At 40.0% G+C, this 16446-nt stretch carries 15 protein-coding genes; 2 read left to right on the plus strand and 13 right to left on the minus strand.

The genetic code is table 11. The features are described 5' to 3' along the window. Positions 1 to 5: 5 nt before the first annotated feature. The 5 genes from filE to GBI16_RS08555 form a co-directional block, all read right to left on the minus strand. Positions 6 to 1241, minus strand: coding sequence for a putative pilus assembly protein FilE (gene filE, locus GBI16_RS08535; protein ID WP_171264506.1), 1236 nt, complete (start codon positions 1239 to 1241; stop codon positions 6 to 8). A 5-nt stretch (positions 1242 to 1246) separates the two neighbouring features. Beyond that, complete coding sequence (locus tag GBI16_RS08540) at positions 1247 to 2911, minus strand: OmpP1/FadL family transporter (RefSeq protein WP_086210781.1); 1665 nt, start codon at positions 2909 to 2911, stop codon at positions 1247 to 1249. A 12-nt stretch (positions 2912 to 2923) separates the two neighbouring features. After that, entirely contained in the window at positions 2924 to 4042 is a 1119-nt protein-coding gene (locus tag GBI16_RS08545) for a hypothetical protein (protein ID WP_086210790.1), read from the minus strand. Between the two features lie 64 nt (positions 4043 to 4106). Next, on the minus strand, positions 4107 to 4940 hold the full coding sequence (locus GBI16_RS08550) for a C39 family peptidase (RefSeq protein ID WP_086210791.1): 834 nt from the start codon (positions 4938 to 4940) through the stop codon (positions 4107 to 4109). Between the two features lie 185 nt (positions 4941 to 5125). After that, positions 5126 to 6079: a DUF6160 family protein gene (locus tag GBI16_RS08555; RefSeq protein WP_151706909.1), complete on the minus strand. Its 954-nt coding sequence runs from the start codon at positions 6077 to 6079 to the stop codon at positions 5126 to 5128. 254 nt (positions 6080 to 6333) lie between these two features. Between GBI16_RS08555 and pabB the strand changes: the two genes are divergently transcribed. Beyond that, complete coding sequence (pabB, locus tag GBI16_RS08560) at positions 6334 to 7683, plus strand: aminodeoxychorismate synthase component I (protein WP_086210783.1); 1350 nt, start codon at positions 6334 to 6336, stop codon at positions 7681 to 7683. 72 nt (positions 7684 to 7755) lie between these two features. Here pabB and hisC read toward each other — a convergent pair whose 3' ends face one another. Together hisC and hisD are read right to left on the minus strand one after the other, a co-directional pair. Next, positions 7756 to 8847 (minus strand): histidinol-phosphate transaminase, encoded by a 1092-nt coding sequence (gene hisC, locus GBI16_RS08565; protein WP_151706910.1) that lies wholly within the window; start codon positions 8845 to 8847, stop codon positions 7756 to 7758. A gap of 174 nt (positions 8848 to 9021) precedes the next feature. Next, positions 9022 to 10323, minus strand: a complete 1302-nt coding sequence (hisD, locus tag GBI16_RS08570; RefSeq protein WP_162900311.1) for a histidinol dehydrogenase — start codon at positions 10321 to 10323, stop codon at positions 9022 to 9024. A gap of 175 nt (positions 10324 to 10498) precedes the next feature. On the opposite strand from hisD, the gene GBI16_RS08575 reads away from it, so the two are divergent. Next, a complete protein-coding gene (locus tag GBI16_RS08575; RefSeq protein ID WP_086210786.1) occupies positions 10499 to 10843 on the plus strand; it encodes a hypothetical protein in 345 nt (114 codons plus the stop codon). Between the two features lie 73 nt (positions 10844 to 10916). On the opposite strand, the gene hisG is transcribed toward GBI16_RS08575, so the two are convergent. The 6 genes from hisG to GBI16_RS08605 all read right to left on the minus strand — a co-directional run bounded on the left by hisG (position 10917) and on the right by GBI16_RS08605 (position 16404). Beyond that, positions 10917 to 11618, minus strand: coding sequence for an ATP phosphoribosyltransferase (gene hisG, locus GBI16_RS08580; protein ID WP_004984172.1), 702 nt, complete (start codon positions 11616 to 11618; stop codon positions 10917 to 10919). Next, the gene (gene murA / locus GBI16_RS08585) at positions 11615 to 12874 is read right to left on the minus strand and encodes a UDP-N-acetylglucosamine 1-carboxyvinyltransferase (RefSeq protein WP_086210787.1); all 1260 of its coding nucleotides are present in this window, start codon (positions 12872 to 12874) and stop codon (positions 11615 to 11617) included. The genes hisG and murA overlap by 4 nt, the downstream gene beginning before the upstream one ends. 6 nt (positions 12875 to 12880) lie before the next feature. Beyond that, positions 12881 to 13132 carry a BolA family iron metabolism protein IbaG gene (ibaG, locus tag GBI16_RS08590; protein WP_004695019.1) on the minus strand — a complete coding sequence of 84 codons (252 nt, stop codon included), beginning with the start codon at positions 13130 to 13132 and terminating at the stop codon, positions 12881 to 12883. A gap of 137 nt (positions 13133 to 13269) precedes the next feature. Beyond that, a complete protein-coding gene (gene hpf / locus GBI16_RS08595) occupies positions 13270 to 13602 on the minus strand; it encodes a ribosome hibernation-promoting factor, HPF/YfiA family (RefSeq protein WP_004695021.1) in 333 nt (110 codons plus the stop codon). Positions 13603 to 13773: 171 nt separating this feature from the next. Beyond that, positions 13774 to 15228 (minus strand): RNA polymerase factor sigma-54, encoded by a 1455-nt coding sequence (locus tag GBI16_RS08600; protein WP_086210788.1) that lies wholly within the window; start codon positions 15226 to 15228, stop codon positions 13774 to 13776. A gap of 864 nt (positions 15229 to 16092) precedes the next feature. Beyond that, positions 16093 to 16404, minus strand: a complete 312-nt coding sequence (locus GBI16_RS08605) for an ankyrin repeat domain-containing protein (protein WP_086210789.1) — start codon at positions 16402 to 16404, stop codon at positions 16093 to 16095. Positions 16405 to 16446 lie beyond the last annotated feature (42 nt).

The raw sequence follows: 16446 nt of genomic DNA on the forward strand, positions 1-16446 counted from the left end.
TATTTTTAGCGAATTGCGATGAGTTTTAACTGTCCATGATTGGTTAACACTTTATGCTCAACATCTATAGCTGAGGAAAGTGGGGTCAAAAGTAAATAATGACTTTGCTCAGGTACATGTAGAGTTCCTGCGATCATTCCATGAGATAACATTGAAGATGAGTTCTCATCGTTTTTAAATCCCCCCGCTCCCTCAATGACACAGGCCTTTTCATCTAAAAACACAGCAAAAGGCCAATAAAAGGTGGGATCATTTTGTCTTGAGGCATAAGAATTCAATTGTATATTTTGAACATTGTTCTCAATTTTGATAATTTCGAACTCAAATTTTTCTTTTAACGGTTTTTTTGGCCAAACGTTAATATCATGATTAACCTGCAAAGTTTTGGCTTTTTCCACCTTCTTATCGTTAAAACAAATTTGTCCCAAACTCTCAATCGTGTCTTGTTTAGGCATTCTGTAATATGTCGATGCAAGCACAATCGGTACTAAGTTTTCTTTTTGTTTCGGTTTTAATATGGAGTTCAGAACAGACTTACTTACCCCTTTTTCTCGTTCAATAACCTGAAAACGGGTAGCTCCTGTTTTATGGTCAATGACCCCCTCAGGCATAGTATAAAAACGTTTTTTACCCTCCAAATTAAATTCACGATCTTCCAAATATTCATTTCGTACATACTCGGTACCATCCATTTGGTTAAACATTGTTGACGGTACAGGTGCCACTTCATTGGCTACCGCAGCTGTGGTATTTGCTTTGATCACAACAGGTTGAGTTATTGGTAAAGCCTCTTGCTTTGCCTTTATCAACGGGCTTTGCTCGACCGTTTTTTGCTGTCCTTGAAATTGGTTTTCATGCTGTAGCTGTTCAGCATGAGGAGGAACTGAGGGATCTACTTGTTTCACTCCAGGAACACCCTTAGCTTGGGTTACACCTGCTTTAATCGTATGTGCTTGCTGTTTAATCACTTGTTGTTGAGGTTTCAATGGTACTGACTGTGGTGAAGATGTAGATAGACTAGGCTGAGGTATGACTAGATTTACCTCAGGCTTCATAACGTCTATACGTTTGGTTTCTTGCAAGGGTGGCTTCGCTTGTACCTCATTTGCTTTGCGTTGAACAACCATCGGTCTTCCATCTGGACCAATAATCGTAAAAAACTCGCCCGCAAAACCAATACTAAAAGCACAGCTCAAGATATAAAATGATGTAGACAATAAAATCCGTTTTCTTGTATTCAATGTGCTTACCACCTTGATCTATAGTTCAACCCTAAAATCGTAATGGTTGTATCTGTTTTTACATTCAAACCCGCGTATGGATTTAATAAAATATTATTCACCCCAGTTTGGTTCGCTAAACTACTGGTATTTGCTGGAATTTTATCTCGGCTTTGTAAAAATCCAATCGACAAATCCACATCGGTATCTGCATCAAACCGATAACCTACACCTAAACCAAACAAACGTGCATTATTAATAGGAACCATAGTGTTTCGCTTACCATCTGGAATTGCACTGGTGCGTGGCTCATAACCAGCGCGGAGCTTCAAACGGTCTGTAACGGAATATTCAAGCCCAATACCATAGTTCCATGGTGACTCAAACTCTAAAGGCAGTGCCAAACTATTATCTGTAATATTTGCCGAAAGCAGTTTTGCAATTTTGAGTGCTGAAACTTCACGATCGAACTCAAACTTAAACTTATTCCATGCTCTATAATCAGTCCAACCGACATCAATATTCACTTGTAAATCAGGTAAAAGCTTATACTTAATCCCTGTTTGGAAATGTGCAGGATATTCCAACTCCATTGACACTAAACCAGACTCACTTGCTGGTATAGAGTTTGGAAAACTTAAAATTGCAGCTAAAATTTGCCCTGTCGGGGATGACATTAAACCGTTAATCAACTCACGTGGTGCTTTCGTATTTTCAATGTGATAGCGACCTTTCATCCTCATTTTGGCAGCACTCTGATAAACCACACCAAAGCTAAAGTCTTCTGTTGGCTCCCAAAGCACACCTAGGTTATAGGATGGACTCAGTGTCTGCTCAACTGAAAGATCTAATTTTCCAAAAAGCCCAAAAGGATTCATTCCCTCTTTGGCATTACACATACCCAATAATAAAATATCGGTAATCACATCTGAATTTTCTTTGAATGGTGTACATACAACATCATCTATCATTCTTAGCATCCCAATTAACTCATTGGGAAAACGCAAATCATTTTTCAATGCTAGTGCTTGATATGACATACCGATTGAACCACCAATCGAAAGTTGATCATTGATTTGATAAGCCATAGATGGAGATAAATATGTAATCCGCTCTAACGCAACCTGTTGCCCCATAAAGTTACCAGGATTGCCATCTTCAGCCCCAAAGCCTGCAATTAAAGGTGCATACATTGCGGTTGCAAATGTCATTTTGGATCCAGGAGGGGTATAGGCAATACCCGCCGTAGGGGCAGCAACTGGCATACCTTTACCTAAGTCCACCATTTTCTTTAAGCCTGGGACATATAGGCTTGGGTATTCAACATCTCCTCGAACTGAGCCTTTAAAATCAGTACAAATATCAGCATCAACCTCAGGTCCATCGTTACAGACCATTGGGTCATCAGAATAACCAAAAACGTTATAACCAGCTGGAACAGTAAATTCTCGCTCGATATTAAAATCAGCAACAATTCCTTGTACATCTGTCTGCAAGCCTTCAATCTTGGTTAAGGCTGCTGGGTTAAAATGAATCGCACTGATTCCAGGAGGATCAGCGGTCACAGCATTCCCCATGGACAAAGAGCGAATATCAACTGATAGGTTTTGCCCCAAAGCGGCAAAGGTAACACTAGAATAGCCCGTTAATAATATGGCAGACACCAAAGGGCTAAGTCGAAGATTGTTCATACGACTGCCCTTTTATTTAAGCTTTTTTCCAAAACCAAGAATATCTAACGGGAAAGATAAACCGAGTGATACATCAGGTGCATCTTCGGTCAAACCTAGACCGACCGTGCCATTCACAATTGTTTCAGGTGAAACACGTACCCCAAGTGAAATAGCAAACGTTGAACTGGTTTGATCTGCTGGGGAATAACTTTCACCAGAGCTATACTTAAACTCCGCACCCGTATTGAAACTCTGTTGGTAGGACATTGTCATTGATACATCGTAGTTAAACGAGTAAGCAAAACCTACGGCAAAACCACCACTAATTCCAGGTTCAAATTCTTCAATCACGCGGCTACCACGGCGCTGATCTAAACCAGACTCTTTAAAACCATAGTTAGCAGAAACGGAGGCAAACAACACCACAGGATCAATATACTTACGTGTACTTGCTCCAACACCTGCCGAATAATATCCTTTACCCGTTGCTAAGTCTGAAGTGGCATTAATTTCATAAGGACTATCGCCTGTTTTAGTCGAAATATTACCGAATAAAATCAAAGGTAGACGACCAGCTTTAAGTGGGAAGGGTTCCCAACGAGCACCAAAAGAAATATCCCCTAGCCCAGCCGTAGAGGTATCTTTTAATAAATCTGTTTTAGCAACCAAAGGCAATGAAGCCGTTAAGGTTAAGTTATCTCTCAAACCATATTGGGCTGTGAAGGTATTGGTCAAACTATGAGTTGCATTTTCTTGGACACGAAGCTGATAAAGCTGTCCTTGTGCCATTTCCAGATCGAGTTGAGTATCTCGGTAGTAGGTATAATCAATGTCGTAATAAGATGAAATTTCACCTTGTTTAATCAATGAATATTGACGTTCATTAGAAGTAAATACTTCTTGAAGATTCGTCTCTTTGGTTGCATCTCCTTCCTGTTGTTGTAAAGCAGAAGAAGCTGCTTGCTCATTACTGCCACTCTGAGCAACCACTTGTGCTTCAGATACAGTAGTATCTTGAGGCTGAACAGTCGCTTGTTCTACTGCAACATTCTCATTGACAGCTTCATAGCCCCCCAAAGTTGGTTCTTCTGCTGCATAAGCCACCCCAAGAATCATCTGCACACTTACTGCGAGCAGTGTCTTATTCATCCATTTATTCATCATTGTCCCTTTACCTACCACCAATTGTTCTTGTTTTAATTTTTTTCACACTTTATTTGTTTTTGTAATAAAGCCTGAGAAAATTATATGTCGGCTGTCCATAGTATTCCGACTCTTTATTTTTATTGCGCTCTAGGCGAATTGTTGAGGCCCGATCAGCTATTTTTCCCATGTAATGTTGAGGGTATTGGATATCGACCAATGCATAACGATTGACAGTAGCATCATCGACATGTCGCATATCAGCCTCTTGTAAAGCCAACATATTTTTTCGTTTCTCAGGGGCTACATTAATTAAAAACAGTGTGTTGTTTTCCCAAATATCCTTAAAACGCTGCTCATCAAAACTAATGTTTCCCAGTGCAGGATCAGCAACATACACTCGACCATCTTTATAGCCCTTATACACAACAAAGTGCTTAAAACCGGCATAAGAAATTGGAACAATTGCGGGTTGACCCTGTTTAACCAGATCCTCAAACTCCCCTTTATATCCTCCACTTTCTAGACCAAGTGCGGTCACAAAACGCTTCATATCCAATAAAGAAAAACTACGACGTTCAATGATGCGCTCATACTCCCCATAGCGAAGCAAGCCATCCATAGTTTGCTGTTCTGTAAGTTGAGCACCGACATAACCATTAATGAGTGTCGTCAGTGCAGCTGAACCACAACTATAGTCATAGGCTTGACGAACAATCCCTCGAAATTGGTCTTCGACAGCAGGATTAATTAAGACTGGTTCATGGTGCATTCTTGTAAAAGATGCATTCCGAGAATCTAGAACTTCAGTATAGTAAACCGCTTCCGCAGGTTTCTTCTTTATATCAAAGGCTTCGGTGGCAAAGTAATACATCATTGCTGAGCCCAATGCGATCTCTAACATAGCTTTTACTTTTTTTAATAATTTAGGCATCCCGCCCATTTTTTGTTTTTAGAGTTAATACTCTATATCCATACATTCAAGAAGATACTGCGTTTTCTTAAAAAAAAATAGTCTTTTTTGTATTTTTTATGAATATATTTTAGAAAAAAAGCGCGTGAATTCACGCGCTTTTTTTAGTTCTAAGCTTAGTGCCCAGAAATAGTAATCACAGCACCTGGCATATATACACCAGCAGCAGGACTAAAGTATGTTTGCATACCTTGAACTTCTACATCACCAATTGACGCAGCACCACGGCTACCTAAATGCACACCTTTAACATAAGTATCGTGCGCACCGCTTGTGCTAATCATACGAATATAGCCCTTATTCGCACCTTCTTCACCAATCACGCTAATTTTTTGATTTAGCGTTAAATCAAGAGAATTAGCATCTGCAACTTTAATACTTTCAACAAAGATTTCACCTGCAGCACGTGTTGCTGTTTTTGTTGAGTTATCTAAGATACCCAAGTCTTTAATTTCTAAACCACCCACCATCGTTGCGTTCAATTGGATCATTGCGCCTTGCGGTGCAGCACCCAATTGGATATTTGCGGACATTGGACCCGTTTTAAGTGATAAGCCACTTAAGATTGGGTTTACAGTACCTGTACCACCACGAAGGATAGATGTTGCCCCTGTAGTTGGTATATCAGCTGAAGCCACGACACCAATTTGACCAATTTTAATATCTAAACCAGAAACTTGAGCTGCAACGTTAATAAATGCATTACCGCCGTTTGCATCAGAGTCAATTTGCAGATCAGCCAAGTTACGAGAAGGCAGTAAGTATGCTCCCGCGTTGTCATAGTTTGCACCGATAATAATACCGTGATTTTCGAGCACATCACCCGCTTTACCATTTCCTTGAATCACAATAGCACCAGCTTTGGCAGTACCGCCATTTGCAACTGCTAGACCATCATTATCGTGGACAAAGACTTTACCAATTTCGATTTTAGAAATACCGATGCCGATATTTAAACCATCTTGACCTGTAGCGGCACTGAGCGAAGCGTCATCCATTGCTTGCATTGCCATTGCATTTGCACTGATTGCCATTGAAGAAACTAAAGCAAGTTTAGTAATAATTTTCATCTTGTTCCTCTCCTAAGAGCTTTATTTTTGTGATACCAGTCACTCGATGTTAATTACTGTTTTTTTTATTTTGACCCAGTATCAACATCTATCCTTGAGTGACCTAACTGCCAGAACTAAGTTATATGTGCGTGCTTTTTTGATCAACTGCTGTTGGTCGTAATCCCCAGCTTACCGATAAACGGTATTTACGCTGTGCACATACTCACAATGCGGTAAAATAGCCTGAATTTTTTGACTCTATTTGCGTTAGCATGACTCTAAACCCATCATTTAAAAAGACAATCTGTGATTCTAGCATTTCAGTATCAAGACTATTGCATGCCTTGAATGATCTCACGCAGTTAGTCTATTTACAAAATGTAGATGCACCTGTCATTGCTTTCCTGCCTGAGCGTTATCAAGTTTTTCAGGAAAAACAGCACTTTTTCTTTCAACGTACTGCTGATTTTTGTTACATATCTGATGATCAGGCAAGTGAACTTTCTACCGAAATCAAACCAATATCTACTTCCAAAACAGATTCTTTCAATGGGGGGATCATTGGATTTATTAGTTATGATTATGCAGCACAAAAACAAATTAACATTCAAATAAAGTCTCAACCCAGCTTATTTTTAGGGCTATATAGCACTTATCTCAAATGGAGCAATGCAGGCTGGGTCTTTTATAGTACAGATCCGCAAGCAGAACGTATTTTCAGCAAAATAGAACAATGCATCAGTACAATGCCTGTTCTTCCCTCGCCTTTACAGCTTCAATCCACATGCCAAGCTCGCTGGACCCAAACCCAATACCAGCAGGCATTTCAGCAGGTGCAAGAGTACATTAAAGCGGGCGATTGCTATCAAATTAATCTCACACAAGAATTCACAGCTAACGCAGAAGGTCAGTTACTCAGCGCCGTTGAGCATTTTTGGAAACTCACGGATGCACCCTATTCAGGATACTTACGTCTTGATGATTTTGAACTTCTAAGCTGCTCTCCTGAACTGTTTATCGACTTTAAAGAACAGCGGAAAATTGTCACAAAACCAATTAAAGGGACAATGCCCCGCTATGCAGATCCAATATTAGATGAACAATCAAAACAACGTTTGATGGCTTCAGAAAAAGACCAAGCTGAAAATGTAATGATCGTAGATTTATTGCGAAATGATTTAAGCGTTTATGCTGAAACAGGTTCAGTCAAAACACCTAAGCTGTTTAATATTGAAAGTTTTAACCAAGTCCACCACATGGTCAGCGAAGTTGAAGCCACACTTAGAGCAGATATTCATCCCTTTGATGTTTTACTCTCTGCACTGCCCGGTGGCTCAATTACAGGTGCACCTAAAATTCGGGCTATGCAAATTATTGACGAGCTGGAAAGTGCTCCACGTGGAGCGTACTGCGGTTCAATGGGGTATTTTAATTTCGATGGTACGGGCTCTTGGAACATTCTGATTCGCTCAATCCAAAAATCACAGGACAAACTTTCACTTTGGGCTGGTGGCGGAATCACCATTGCATCAGAGTGTGAGGCTGAATATCAAGAATGCTTTGACAAGGTCTCCGCCCTTCTTAATTTACTCAATACCTTTGTAAAACAGGATGTCGAATAGCCACCAAAATAAAAAAGTGAACCTTCACATCAATGACGGTTCACTTTTTCCACGGGCAAATTCACTGAAAAGTTATTTTAAAATATCATTTTTCAATGTATCGACAAGACGCTGATTTTGTTCATCAGTTCCAACCGTGATACGTAAAAACTGGTTAATACGCGGTTTATTGAAATAACGTACAATAATACCTTGTTCGCGTAATTCAGCCGCTAATTCACCTGCATCTTTGCTCGACAATGATGCAAAGATAAAGTTGGCACTCGATGGCAAAACGTTAAAGCCCAGCACGGTCAATTGTTCAACCAATCGTTCACGACTCTTTATGACTTTTTGATTTTGTGCTTCGAAATAAGCTTGATCTTCAAATGATGCAACCGCAGCGGCAATCGCAAAACGGTCCATCGGATAAGAGTTAAAACTGTTCTTCACCGCTTCTAAGGCAGCAATCAAATGCGGCTGAGCAATCGCAAAACCTACACGTAAGCCTGCCAATGAACGAGATTTTGAAGTCGTTTGACACACCACCAAATTCTCATATTTTTCCACCAAACTGACCGCAGACTCTGCACCAAAATCCACATAAGCTTCATCAATCACCACGACTGAATTTGGGTTAGCTTGAAGTACTTCCTCAATAGCTACCAAACCGATATCTATACTGGTTGGTGCATTTGGATTGGTGATAATAATGCCACCATTGGCTTGCTTATAGTCATCCACCACGATTTCAAAGTCATCATTAAGTGGCAAAATTTTGGTTTTGACTCCAAAAAATTGGCTATAAACAGGATAAAAACTATAAGTAATATCTGGATAAAGCACAGGCAGCTCTTGCACAAAAAAAGCTTTAAAAATATGCGCTAAGACCTCATCTGAACCATTGCCGACAAAGACATTTTCAACGGCAACATGTTGTTGTTTCGCAATCGCCTGCTTTAACGCAGAAGCATCTGGATCTGGATATAAACGCAGTACATCTGCAGAATTTGCCAAGACCGCTTGAACTGCTTCCACTACTTTTGGTGAAGGTGGATATGGGTTTTCGTTGGTATTGAGCTTCAATAAGTTTTGAATTTTCGGTTGTTCACCTGGTACGTACGGTTCTAATTCGCGTACTTCAGGGCTCCAAAAACGCATTTGTTGTGTAGTAATGTTAGACATTGTCTATCTCATTTATGCACTCAACTTACTTTTCTGTAAGCCCTTTCCTTCTAGGAGAGGATTTGGGAAAGGTTTATGATGTCCCAAACTGAATTAAATATTTTCCCCTCTCCTAACCTCTCCCATAGGGAGAGGAACATTCATTACTGAACAAATGAGGGATCTAAATTTATATTATTGATAACGATAACGTGCTGAACGCGCATGCGCATCTAAGTTTTCTTGTTGCGCTAAGATATCCGCAGTTTTCGCCAAAGTTTTCACACCTTGCTCAGAGCACATAATCAAACTTGAACGCTTTTGGAAATCATAGACACCCAGCGGCGAGGAAAAGCGTGCTGTACCTGAAGTTGGCAAAACGTGGTTTGGCCCTGCACAATAGTCACCAATCGCTTCTGGGGTATAACGCCCCATGAAGATTGCGCCTGCATGGCGAATATCTTCGGCCATTTCCTGCGCTTCGTCTAGGCAAAGCTCTAAATGCTCAGGCGCCACTTGATTAATCAGTTCAACAGCTTCGGCACGGTCTTTCACAAGCACCAATGCACCACGGTTGGCGATCGAAGTACGTGCAATCTCCGCTTTAGGTAAAGCTTGTAAATGTGCTTCAATCGCTTGTTCTACGTCATTTAACAACTGTGCATCTGGCGTGATAAATACAGCTTGCGCCACAGTATCGTGCTCAGCTTGAGACAATAAATCCATCGCCAACCATTCTGCATTATTCACGCCTTCAGCATAGACTAAAATTTCAGACGGCCCTGCAATCATGTCGATACCGACCTGACCAAATACTGCACGCTTCGCTGCAGCCACAAAACGGTTGCCCGGCCCTGTAATTTTATCCACCGATGGAATCGTTTCTGTACCATAAGCTAATGCTGCAACTGCTTGTGCCCCACCAATAGTGAAGACACGATGCACACCAGCTAAATAAGCGGCAGCCAACACCAGCGGATTCAACTCGCCGTTTGGTGCAGGTACAACCATAATAATTTCAGGTACACCTGCGACATGTGCAGGTACAGCATTCATCAATACTGACGACGGATAAGATGCCAAACCGCCCGGTACATAAATCCCGACACGGTCGAGTGGTGTGACCTTTTGTCCGAGCGTATTGCCCAAGGCATCCACATAAGTCCAGCCTTCTTGCTTCTGTGCTTGGTGAAACTCACGAATACGATTTGCTGCAAGCTCTAAAGCTTCGCGAACTTCGCTACTCAAACCATCAAAAGCGGTTTTTAATTGTTCTTGGGTCAGCTCTAAATCTGAGAATTGATGCGCGGGATGTCGATCGAACTGTTGAGTGAGTTTAAGAACATGAGCATTACCATGCTGACGGACATCAGCAATGATTTGATCTACGGTTTTTAAAAGTTCTGGGTCACTCACGGTTTCAAAAGCCAACAAATCAGCAAAGACTTGTTTAAAGTTCTGATCTTGAGTCGATAAACGTCGCATCAATTTATCCACAATGAAAATAAACGGAAGCTTTAGTTTACCTTGTTTCCTGTATTTTGTGGGCAACAATCCTGCAGCTTAAGATAGAGTTTAATGAAAAATTACTTTTAAGCGCATCGGCAAATAAGTAGAAATCTTATTTTTGAACTAGAATGATTTTAAGAATTAAAAGAATAGGTGAACGTTAATGACGATTACAGATATAGCCCAAAGCTTTTCCATCGGGCAATTCAGCCAAGTTCAGCCGTATTTTTCACAAAATATTGTATGGGAAATCATCGACGAGCGACAGCTCTCAGGCATCGACCAAGTTCTAAAACATTGCCACTCTATTGAAAATTATTTTAAGCGCATATCGCATGAGTTCCAAATCCAAGCGGTTCATCAAGTAGCTCATCATGTAATTATTCAAGGTGAAGCGCAATTCCATGATGCCAAGCAGACATCCCGAATTTCTGCTTGTGATGTCTATAACTTTGATGCTTTAAATCAACTGGTTCAAATTCAATCCTATTGTATTTCAATCCAATAAAAATATTAAAAATGAGTACGCACAAAAAAACCGCCATCATAGATAGCGGTTTCTTTAAACACAAAAGATCAACTTACTTATTCTTTAATGCTTCACGCTCAGCCACAGCTGTTTCTAACTGTGCAAGAATTGGATTTAACAATGCTTGCTTACGCTTGAAACTTGCCTTGTTCACGATCAAACGTGAAGAGACTTTACAAATTTCTTCCAAAGGTTCTAAACCATTGGCACGTAAAGTATTCCCCGTATCAACCACGTCAACAATGTAATCACCTAAACCCACCAATGGCGCAAGTTCCATTGAACCATATAACTTAATCACATCGACTTGCTCACCTAAGCTTGCATAGTACTGACGGGTTAAATTTACATATTTGGTGGCAATTTTTAAACGCCCTTTAGGACGCTCCATGCCAACTTTACCTGCGGTCATCAGTTTACATACTGCAATTTTTAGATCGAGTGGTTCATAAACGTTTTGCGCGCCATGTTCCATAAGCACGTCTTTGCCCGCAACACCGATATCAGCCGCACCATTTTCCACATAGGTAGGTACGTCAGAAGCACGTAAAATTAAAATACGGACTTGTTTATGGGTGGTGGGGAAAATTAACTTACGTGATTTATCAGGATCTTCCAGTAAGTTAATTCCAGCCGTTTCAAGTAAAGGCAGGGTTTCTTTTAAAATACGACCTTTACTCAATGCCAATGTTAAACCATGATCAAAATTGCCCATTACGTCAAAATTTGGATCATCGTTTCTCATATCGCTCATGAACTTACTCGCTTAATTTGGGCGCCTATACCTTGTAATTTCGCTTCGACATCTTCATAACCGCGATCAATATGATAGATACGATCAATCAGCGTCTCACCATCAGCAGCAAGTGCCGCCAACACCAGCGAGAAAGAAGCGCGTAAATCTGTTGCCATCACAGGTGCTGCAGAAAGTTTCTCTACACCCGTCACGACAGCATCATTACCCTCGACCTGAATATTTGCACCCATACGTGACAATTCAGGTACATGCATAAAACGGTTTTCAAAAATCGTTTCTGAAATGGTGGCAAAACCACGGCCAATGGCATTGACTGCCATAATCTGTGCTTGCATATCGGTTGGGAAGTCAGGATGTGGAAGCGTTTGGAAACTCACTGCTTTCGGGCGTTTACCCATCATATCCAGTTCGATCCAATCATCACCACGGGTCACTTCTGCGCCCATTTCTTCAAACTTTTCTAAAACAGATTCCATCAACGTTGGATCAGTATGTGTAGTTTTTACACGACCACCTGTAATGGCCGCAGCAGCCAAATACGAACCCGTTTCAATCCGGTCAGCAACTACAGCGTATTCACAGCCATGTAGTTTTTCAACGCCTGTTACCACTAAGGTATCAGTGTCTAAACCTTCAATTTTTGCACCCATCGCGATCAACATTTTCGCAAGGTCAGTAATTTCAGGTTCACGTGCCGCATTGCGAATCGTAGTTACACCATCTGCCAATGCCGCAGCCATTAAGATATTTTCGGTACCACCTACGGTCACCATATCAAAAACGACTTCGCCACCTTTCAGACGTCCATCGACTTTAGCGTGTACATAACCCGCTTCAACTTCAATTTCTGCACCTAAAGCTTCTAAAGCTTTTAAGTGTTGATCGACTGGACGCGAGCCAATCGCACAGCCCCCCGGCAAAGATACTTTTGCACTACCATAGCGCGCCACCAACGGACCAAGCACTAAAATAGATGCACGCATGGTTTTCACCAACTCATACGGTGCAAACTGATTGTCCAATGTTGAAGTATCTGCAGTGACCGTATCCCCTTCATAGGTCATGGTAATCCCTAAACCACCAATCAACTGCACTAAAGTATTCACATCTTTTAAATGTGGCACATTGGTAAGCTTGGTTGGAGTTTCAGGCAAAATCATTGCTGCAAGCAAAGGCAAAGCAGCATTTTTAGCACCCGAAATACGGACTTCACCTTCGAGCTTAGTGCCACCTTGAATTAAAAATTTATCCATCTAGTATTAAGCTCCGAATAAGCTTGCTTTACGCCATTCTTCTTTAGTCATTGCACGAATAGTCACCGCATGCACTTCGCCACTTGCGATATAAGAATTTAATGGTGCATAAACAGCTTGCTGACGCGCAACAGGACGCTTGCCTTCGAATTGATCATCGACAATACGTAAGTCAAACTTTCCGCCTTGCCCACTAACTGCAACCTCAGCTTCAGGAAAAGCAGCTTTTAAAATTTCAGTGAGCTGTTCACTATTCATCACAAAGACCTCTTATAGGACCAACGGTGTAAAAACCTGCCATTTTACTATAAATCTGAAAAATAAAGCATTAGACCCATACACTTTATATATAAAAAAAGAGGTTCAAAAAAACCTCTTTTTGCTTAAAAATCAAACTAAATGGCAATAGGTTGGTAAACTTGCTGCATTTTACGATGCTTATCGAGCTGTCTTTTGAGTTTTTCTGATAATTTTTTAATCGACGTATACATATCATCTGCTGAAGCCTGAGCAAAAAATTCAATGCCCGGTAAACGGATAATTGCTTCTGCAATATGATTGCTACTGCCTTTTTTAGTATGTTTATCGACCTGATGATCTTTGGTCAATTTTACCTGCATACTGTTCACTTGATCAATATGCTTGGTCATTTCTGCAAACTTGCAGCGAATAGTATCTTCAATAGCTGGGGTAATGCTTAAATGGTGTCCACGAATTGTTATTTGCATATATCTATCCCTCACCTTCATTAGGATTAATGAGGAAAAGCCAAGACGATTTAATGACTGCAAAACAACCAGTGCGTATAGAAACATCAAATCATTTTAGCCATTCCTTAAAGAAAAAAGAGGTTCATTATGTTGTCATAATGAACCTCTAGAATAGTCAGATTTTAAATTTTAGATCAAGACTTTTCGTTCAGAAGATGACGGAATATGTAACGATTCACGATACTTTGCCACCGTCCGACGAGCAACATCAATCCCATCATCTTTTAAAAGATTGGCAATTGCATTGTCAGACAAAGGTTTACGAGCATTCTCTTCAGCAATCAATTTTTTAATCTTGGCGCGAATTGCAGTTGAAGATGCTTCGCCACCTGAAGTTGTACCGACATGACTTGAAAAGAAATATTTCAACTCGAACAAGCCGCGTGGCGTCAGCATATATTTATTTGTAGTTACGCGAGAAACGGTCGATTCGTGTAATTCTACCTCTTCGGCAATATCGCGAAGGACCAAAGGCTTCATGCCTTCAGCACCAATTTCTAAAAATGCGCGTTGATGTTCAATGATACACGTCGCCACTTTCAACAAGGTCTTATGCCGTTCGTCGACACTTTTAATAAAGTTTTTCGCATCCAACATCTGATTACGTAAGTACTGATTATCATCACTTTGATCAGCACGTTTAATCATATTGGCATAAAAAGAGTTAATACGCAGTTTAGGCATAATGTCTGGATTCAATGCCACTTGCCATTGCTCATTTTTCTTCATGACCACGACATCAGGAATTTGATAATCCGAGTCTTTATCTTCAAATTCCAATCCTGGATGTGCTTTTAAAGTTTTTAATAAATCCACTGCACATTTTAATTGCTCTTGATTCAGCCCTGTTTGTTTAATCAGTTTAGCCAACTCATTGGTAATTAACAGCTCATAATTTTTCAGTAAAATCATGGCATCATTTCGACAAACAGTTTGTACAGGCAAGGCTTCTAACTGCACCATTAAACACTCAGCCAAATTACGAGAACCAACACCCAATGGATCTAAACGCTGAATATGTTTGAGCACGACAACGACTTCATCATCTTCCACTTCATCGTCATAGTCCATACTTTCTAAAAGGTGCTGAACTGAAGTCGTAATTTCTGAAATATCGCTATCTAAAAATCCTTTATCATCTAATGAGTCAATAATGCAATAAGCAATCAACTGATCCACTTGCGAAAAATGCAAAAGATTAATTTGCTCGAGCATATGCTCTTTTAAACCCAAATGCCCTTGGCGGTTATCTTCACGCTCTTCAAATTCTGCCGCACCGAGACTTGTCGGCTGATGTGTATAAACATCATCCCAATCTGTATCGACAGGTAAATCATCAGGTAAATGGTCAGCATTCAGTTCATTGGTTAAGTCTTTCTTATCTACTTCTTGCTCTTGTACACTAGATAAGCTTTCCATTGAAGATTGTTCTTCTACTTTTTCTAAAAGCGGGTTGCTATCGAGTTGGATCTGAATTTCTTGTTCAAGTTCAAGGCTCGACAATTGAAGCAATCGAATAGCTTGTTGTAATTGGGGGGTTAGCGACAAAGAGTTCGCAACTTTCAATCCAACAGATAACTTCATAGATCCCTACTCTTTTATACAACTTTTCTAAAGCACGCATTACAAGCAATTTTTGTGCCGTTTTATTTTTTATAGCATAAAAAATTCAAAAAACCTACAAATTTTGAGCATATTATTTTACGCAACCTGAATAACACAACATCATGCTTTACACAGATTTTTATCAATTAAGAAAAAATAAATCATCCCATCCTATTTTAATAGACTCAACGCATACTTTCAGTTCGCTATAAGGGCCAATTAAATAAAAACATCATCGTCATTCAACTTTGTAAAAACCTACGTATAGATATTTTTTAAAGTAATTTACACAACTCAAAAGTATTATTAAGAACCTCAAACATAGCTGTAGAACATAATGCGTAAATTCAGCCTCCTATTTTGTAGATTGCACAGTATTGAGCACAGCGAAATCTACACTGTCAAATAAAGAAAGAAGCTATGCAAGACCACCTCGGATACGGACTTAGCACACGCGCATTAAAAAACGATGGTTTTTTCATTATTCTAGGTGCATCAATCAATATTAATTGGTTAACCGCCATCACAAAACACTCGAAATTACTGGATGCTTTAGTCATGTAGCCAAAACATACTGTGATATATCATCTGCATTGAAGCTGAACATCTTTCCTTAAACTCGCGTAAAACTATATAATTTGATTTGGAAAATATGGGCAGGATTTGGGTCAATGAAGCTACCAACAAATGCAATACTCCTAGCTATTCCGTGATCAGCTTATGTGTCCCAGTAAATATCCAATCACTAGTCTTGAGCGAAGCTAAATCCAATCAATCTAATTAAAAGCTTTATAAAATAAAAAAGCCTGAAATTCATCAAGCCCTTGTATTCACTTTCTAAAATTACAGACTTTTTAAATAGGAGGCAATTTCTAATTGTTCCGCCATTTCAGCCAGTTGTAATGCAGTATATTCACCTTTGTACTGAACATTTGCGCCTTTTTCAACCAGTAGTTTCACCACATCTAGATAACCATTTTCAGCAGCAGCTTGAAGCGCGCTATAGCCTTCATCATCAGTAGAATTCACATCTGTACCGCTGGCAAGACTTTTTTCAACTTCTGCCAACTCACCTAAAGATGCCCAATAAACCAATTCAGGTAAATGCAGTTCATCATCGCTTTCAGGGATTGGGGAGAATGAACTAAGTTTCATTAAACCACCTCAAAATTTAATTTTAGACCGAATATATAAAAG

The sequence above is a fragment of the Acinetobacter sp. TUM15064 genome (assembly GCF_008980265.1).
In the GTDB taxonomy this organism is placed as follows: Bacteria; Pseudomonadota; Gammaproteobacteria; order Pseudomonadales; family Moraxellaceae; genus Acinetobacter.

What these genes read in the sequence shown, in the direction of transcription:
- GBI16_RS08605 (WP_086210789.1), bottom strand. Translation starts at nt 16,404, where the DNA reads ATGAAACTTAGTTCATTCTCCCCAATCCCTGAAAGCGATGATGAACTG.
- GBI16_RS08575 (WP_086210786.1), top strand. Translation starts at nt 10,499, where the DNA reads ATGACGATTACAGATATAGCCCAAAGCTTTTCCATCGGGCAATTCAGC.
- GBI16_RS08550 (WP_086210791.1), bottom strand. Translation starts at nt 4,940, where the DNA reads ATGTTAGAGATCGCATTGGGCTCAGCAATGATGTATTACTTTGCCACC.
- murA (WP_086210787.1), bottom strand. Translation starts at nt 12,874, where the DNA reads ATGGATAAATTTTTAATTCAAGGTGGCACTAAGCTCGAAGGTGAAGTC.
- hpf (WP_004695021.1), bottom strand. Translation starts at nt 13,602, where the DNA reads ATGCAAATAACAATTCGTGGACACCATTTAAGCATTACCCCAGCTATT.
- hisC (WP_151706910.1), bottom strand. Translation starts at nt 8,847, where the DNA reads ATGTCTAACATTACTACACAACAAATGCGTTTTTGGAGCCCTGAAGTA.
- GBI16_RS08600 (WP_086210788.1), bottom strand. Translation starts at nt 15,228, where the DNA reads ATGAAGTTATCTGTTGGATTGAAAGTTGCGAACTCTTTGTCGCTAACC.
- GBI16_RS08555 (WP_151706909.1), bottom strand. Translation starts at nt 6,079, where the DNA reads ATGAAAATTATTACTAAACTTGCTTTAGTTTCTTCAATGGCAATCAGT.
- GBI16_RS08540 (WP_086210781.1), bottom strand. Translation starts at nt 2,911, where the DNA reads ATGAACAATCTTCGACTTAGCCCTTTGGTGTCTGCCATATTATTAACG.
- GBI16_RS08545 (WP_086210790.1), bottom strand. Translation starts at nt 4,042, where the DNA reads ATGAATAAGACACTGCTCGCAGTAAGTGTGCAGATGATTCTTGGGGTG.
- pabB (WP_086210783.1), top strand. Translation starts at nt 6,334, where the DNA reads ATGACTCTAAACCCATCATTTAAAAAGACAATCTGTGATTCTAGCATT.
- ibaG (WP_004695019.1), bottom strand. Translation starts at nt 13,132, where the DNA reads ATGAATAGTGAACAGCTCACTGAAATTTTAAAAGCTGCTTTTCCTGAA.
- hisG (WP_004984172.1), bottom strand. Translation starts at nt 11,618, where the DNA reads ATGAGCGATATGAGAAACGATGATCCAAATTTTGACGTAATGGGCAAT.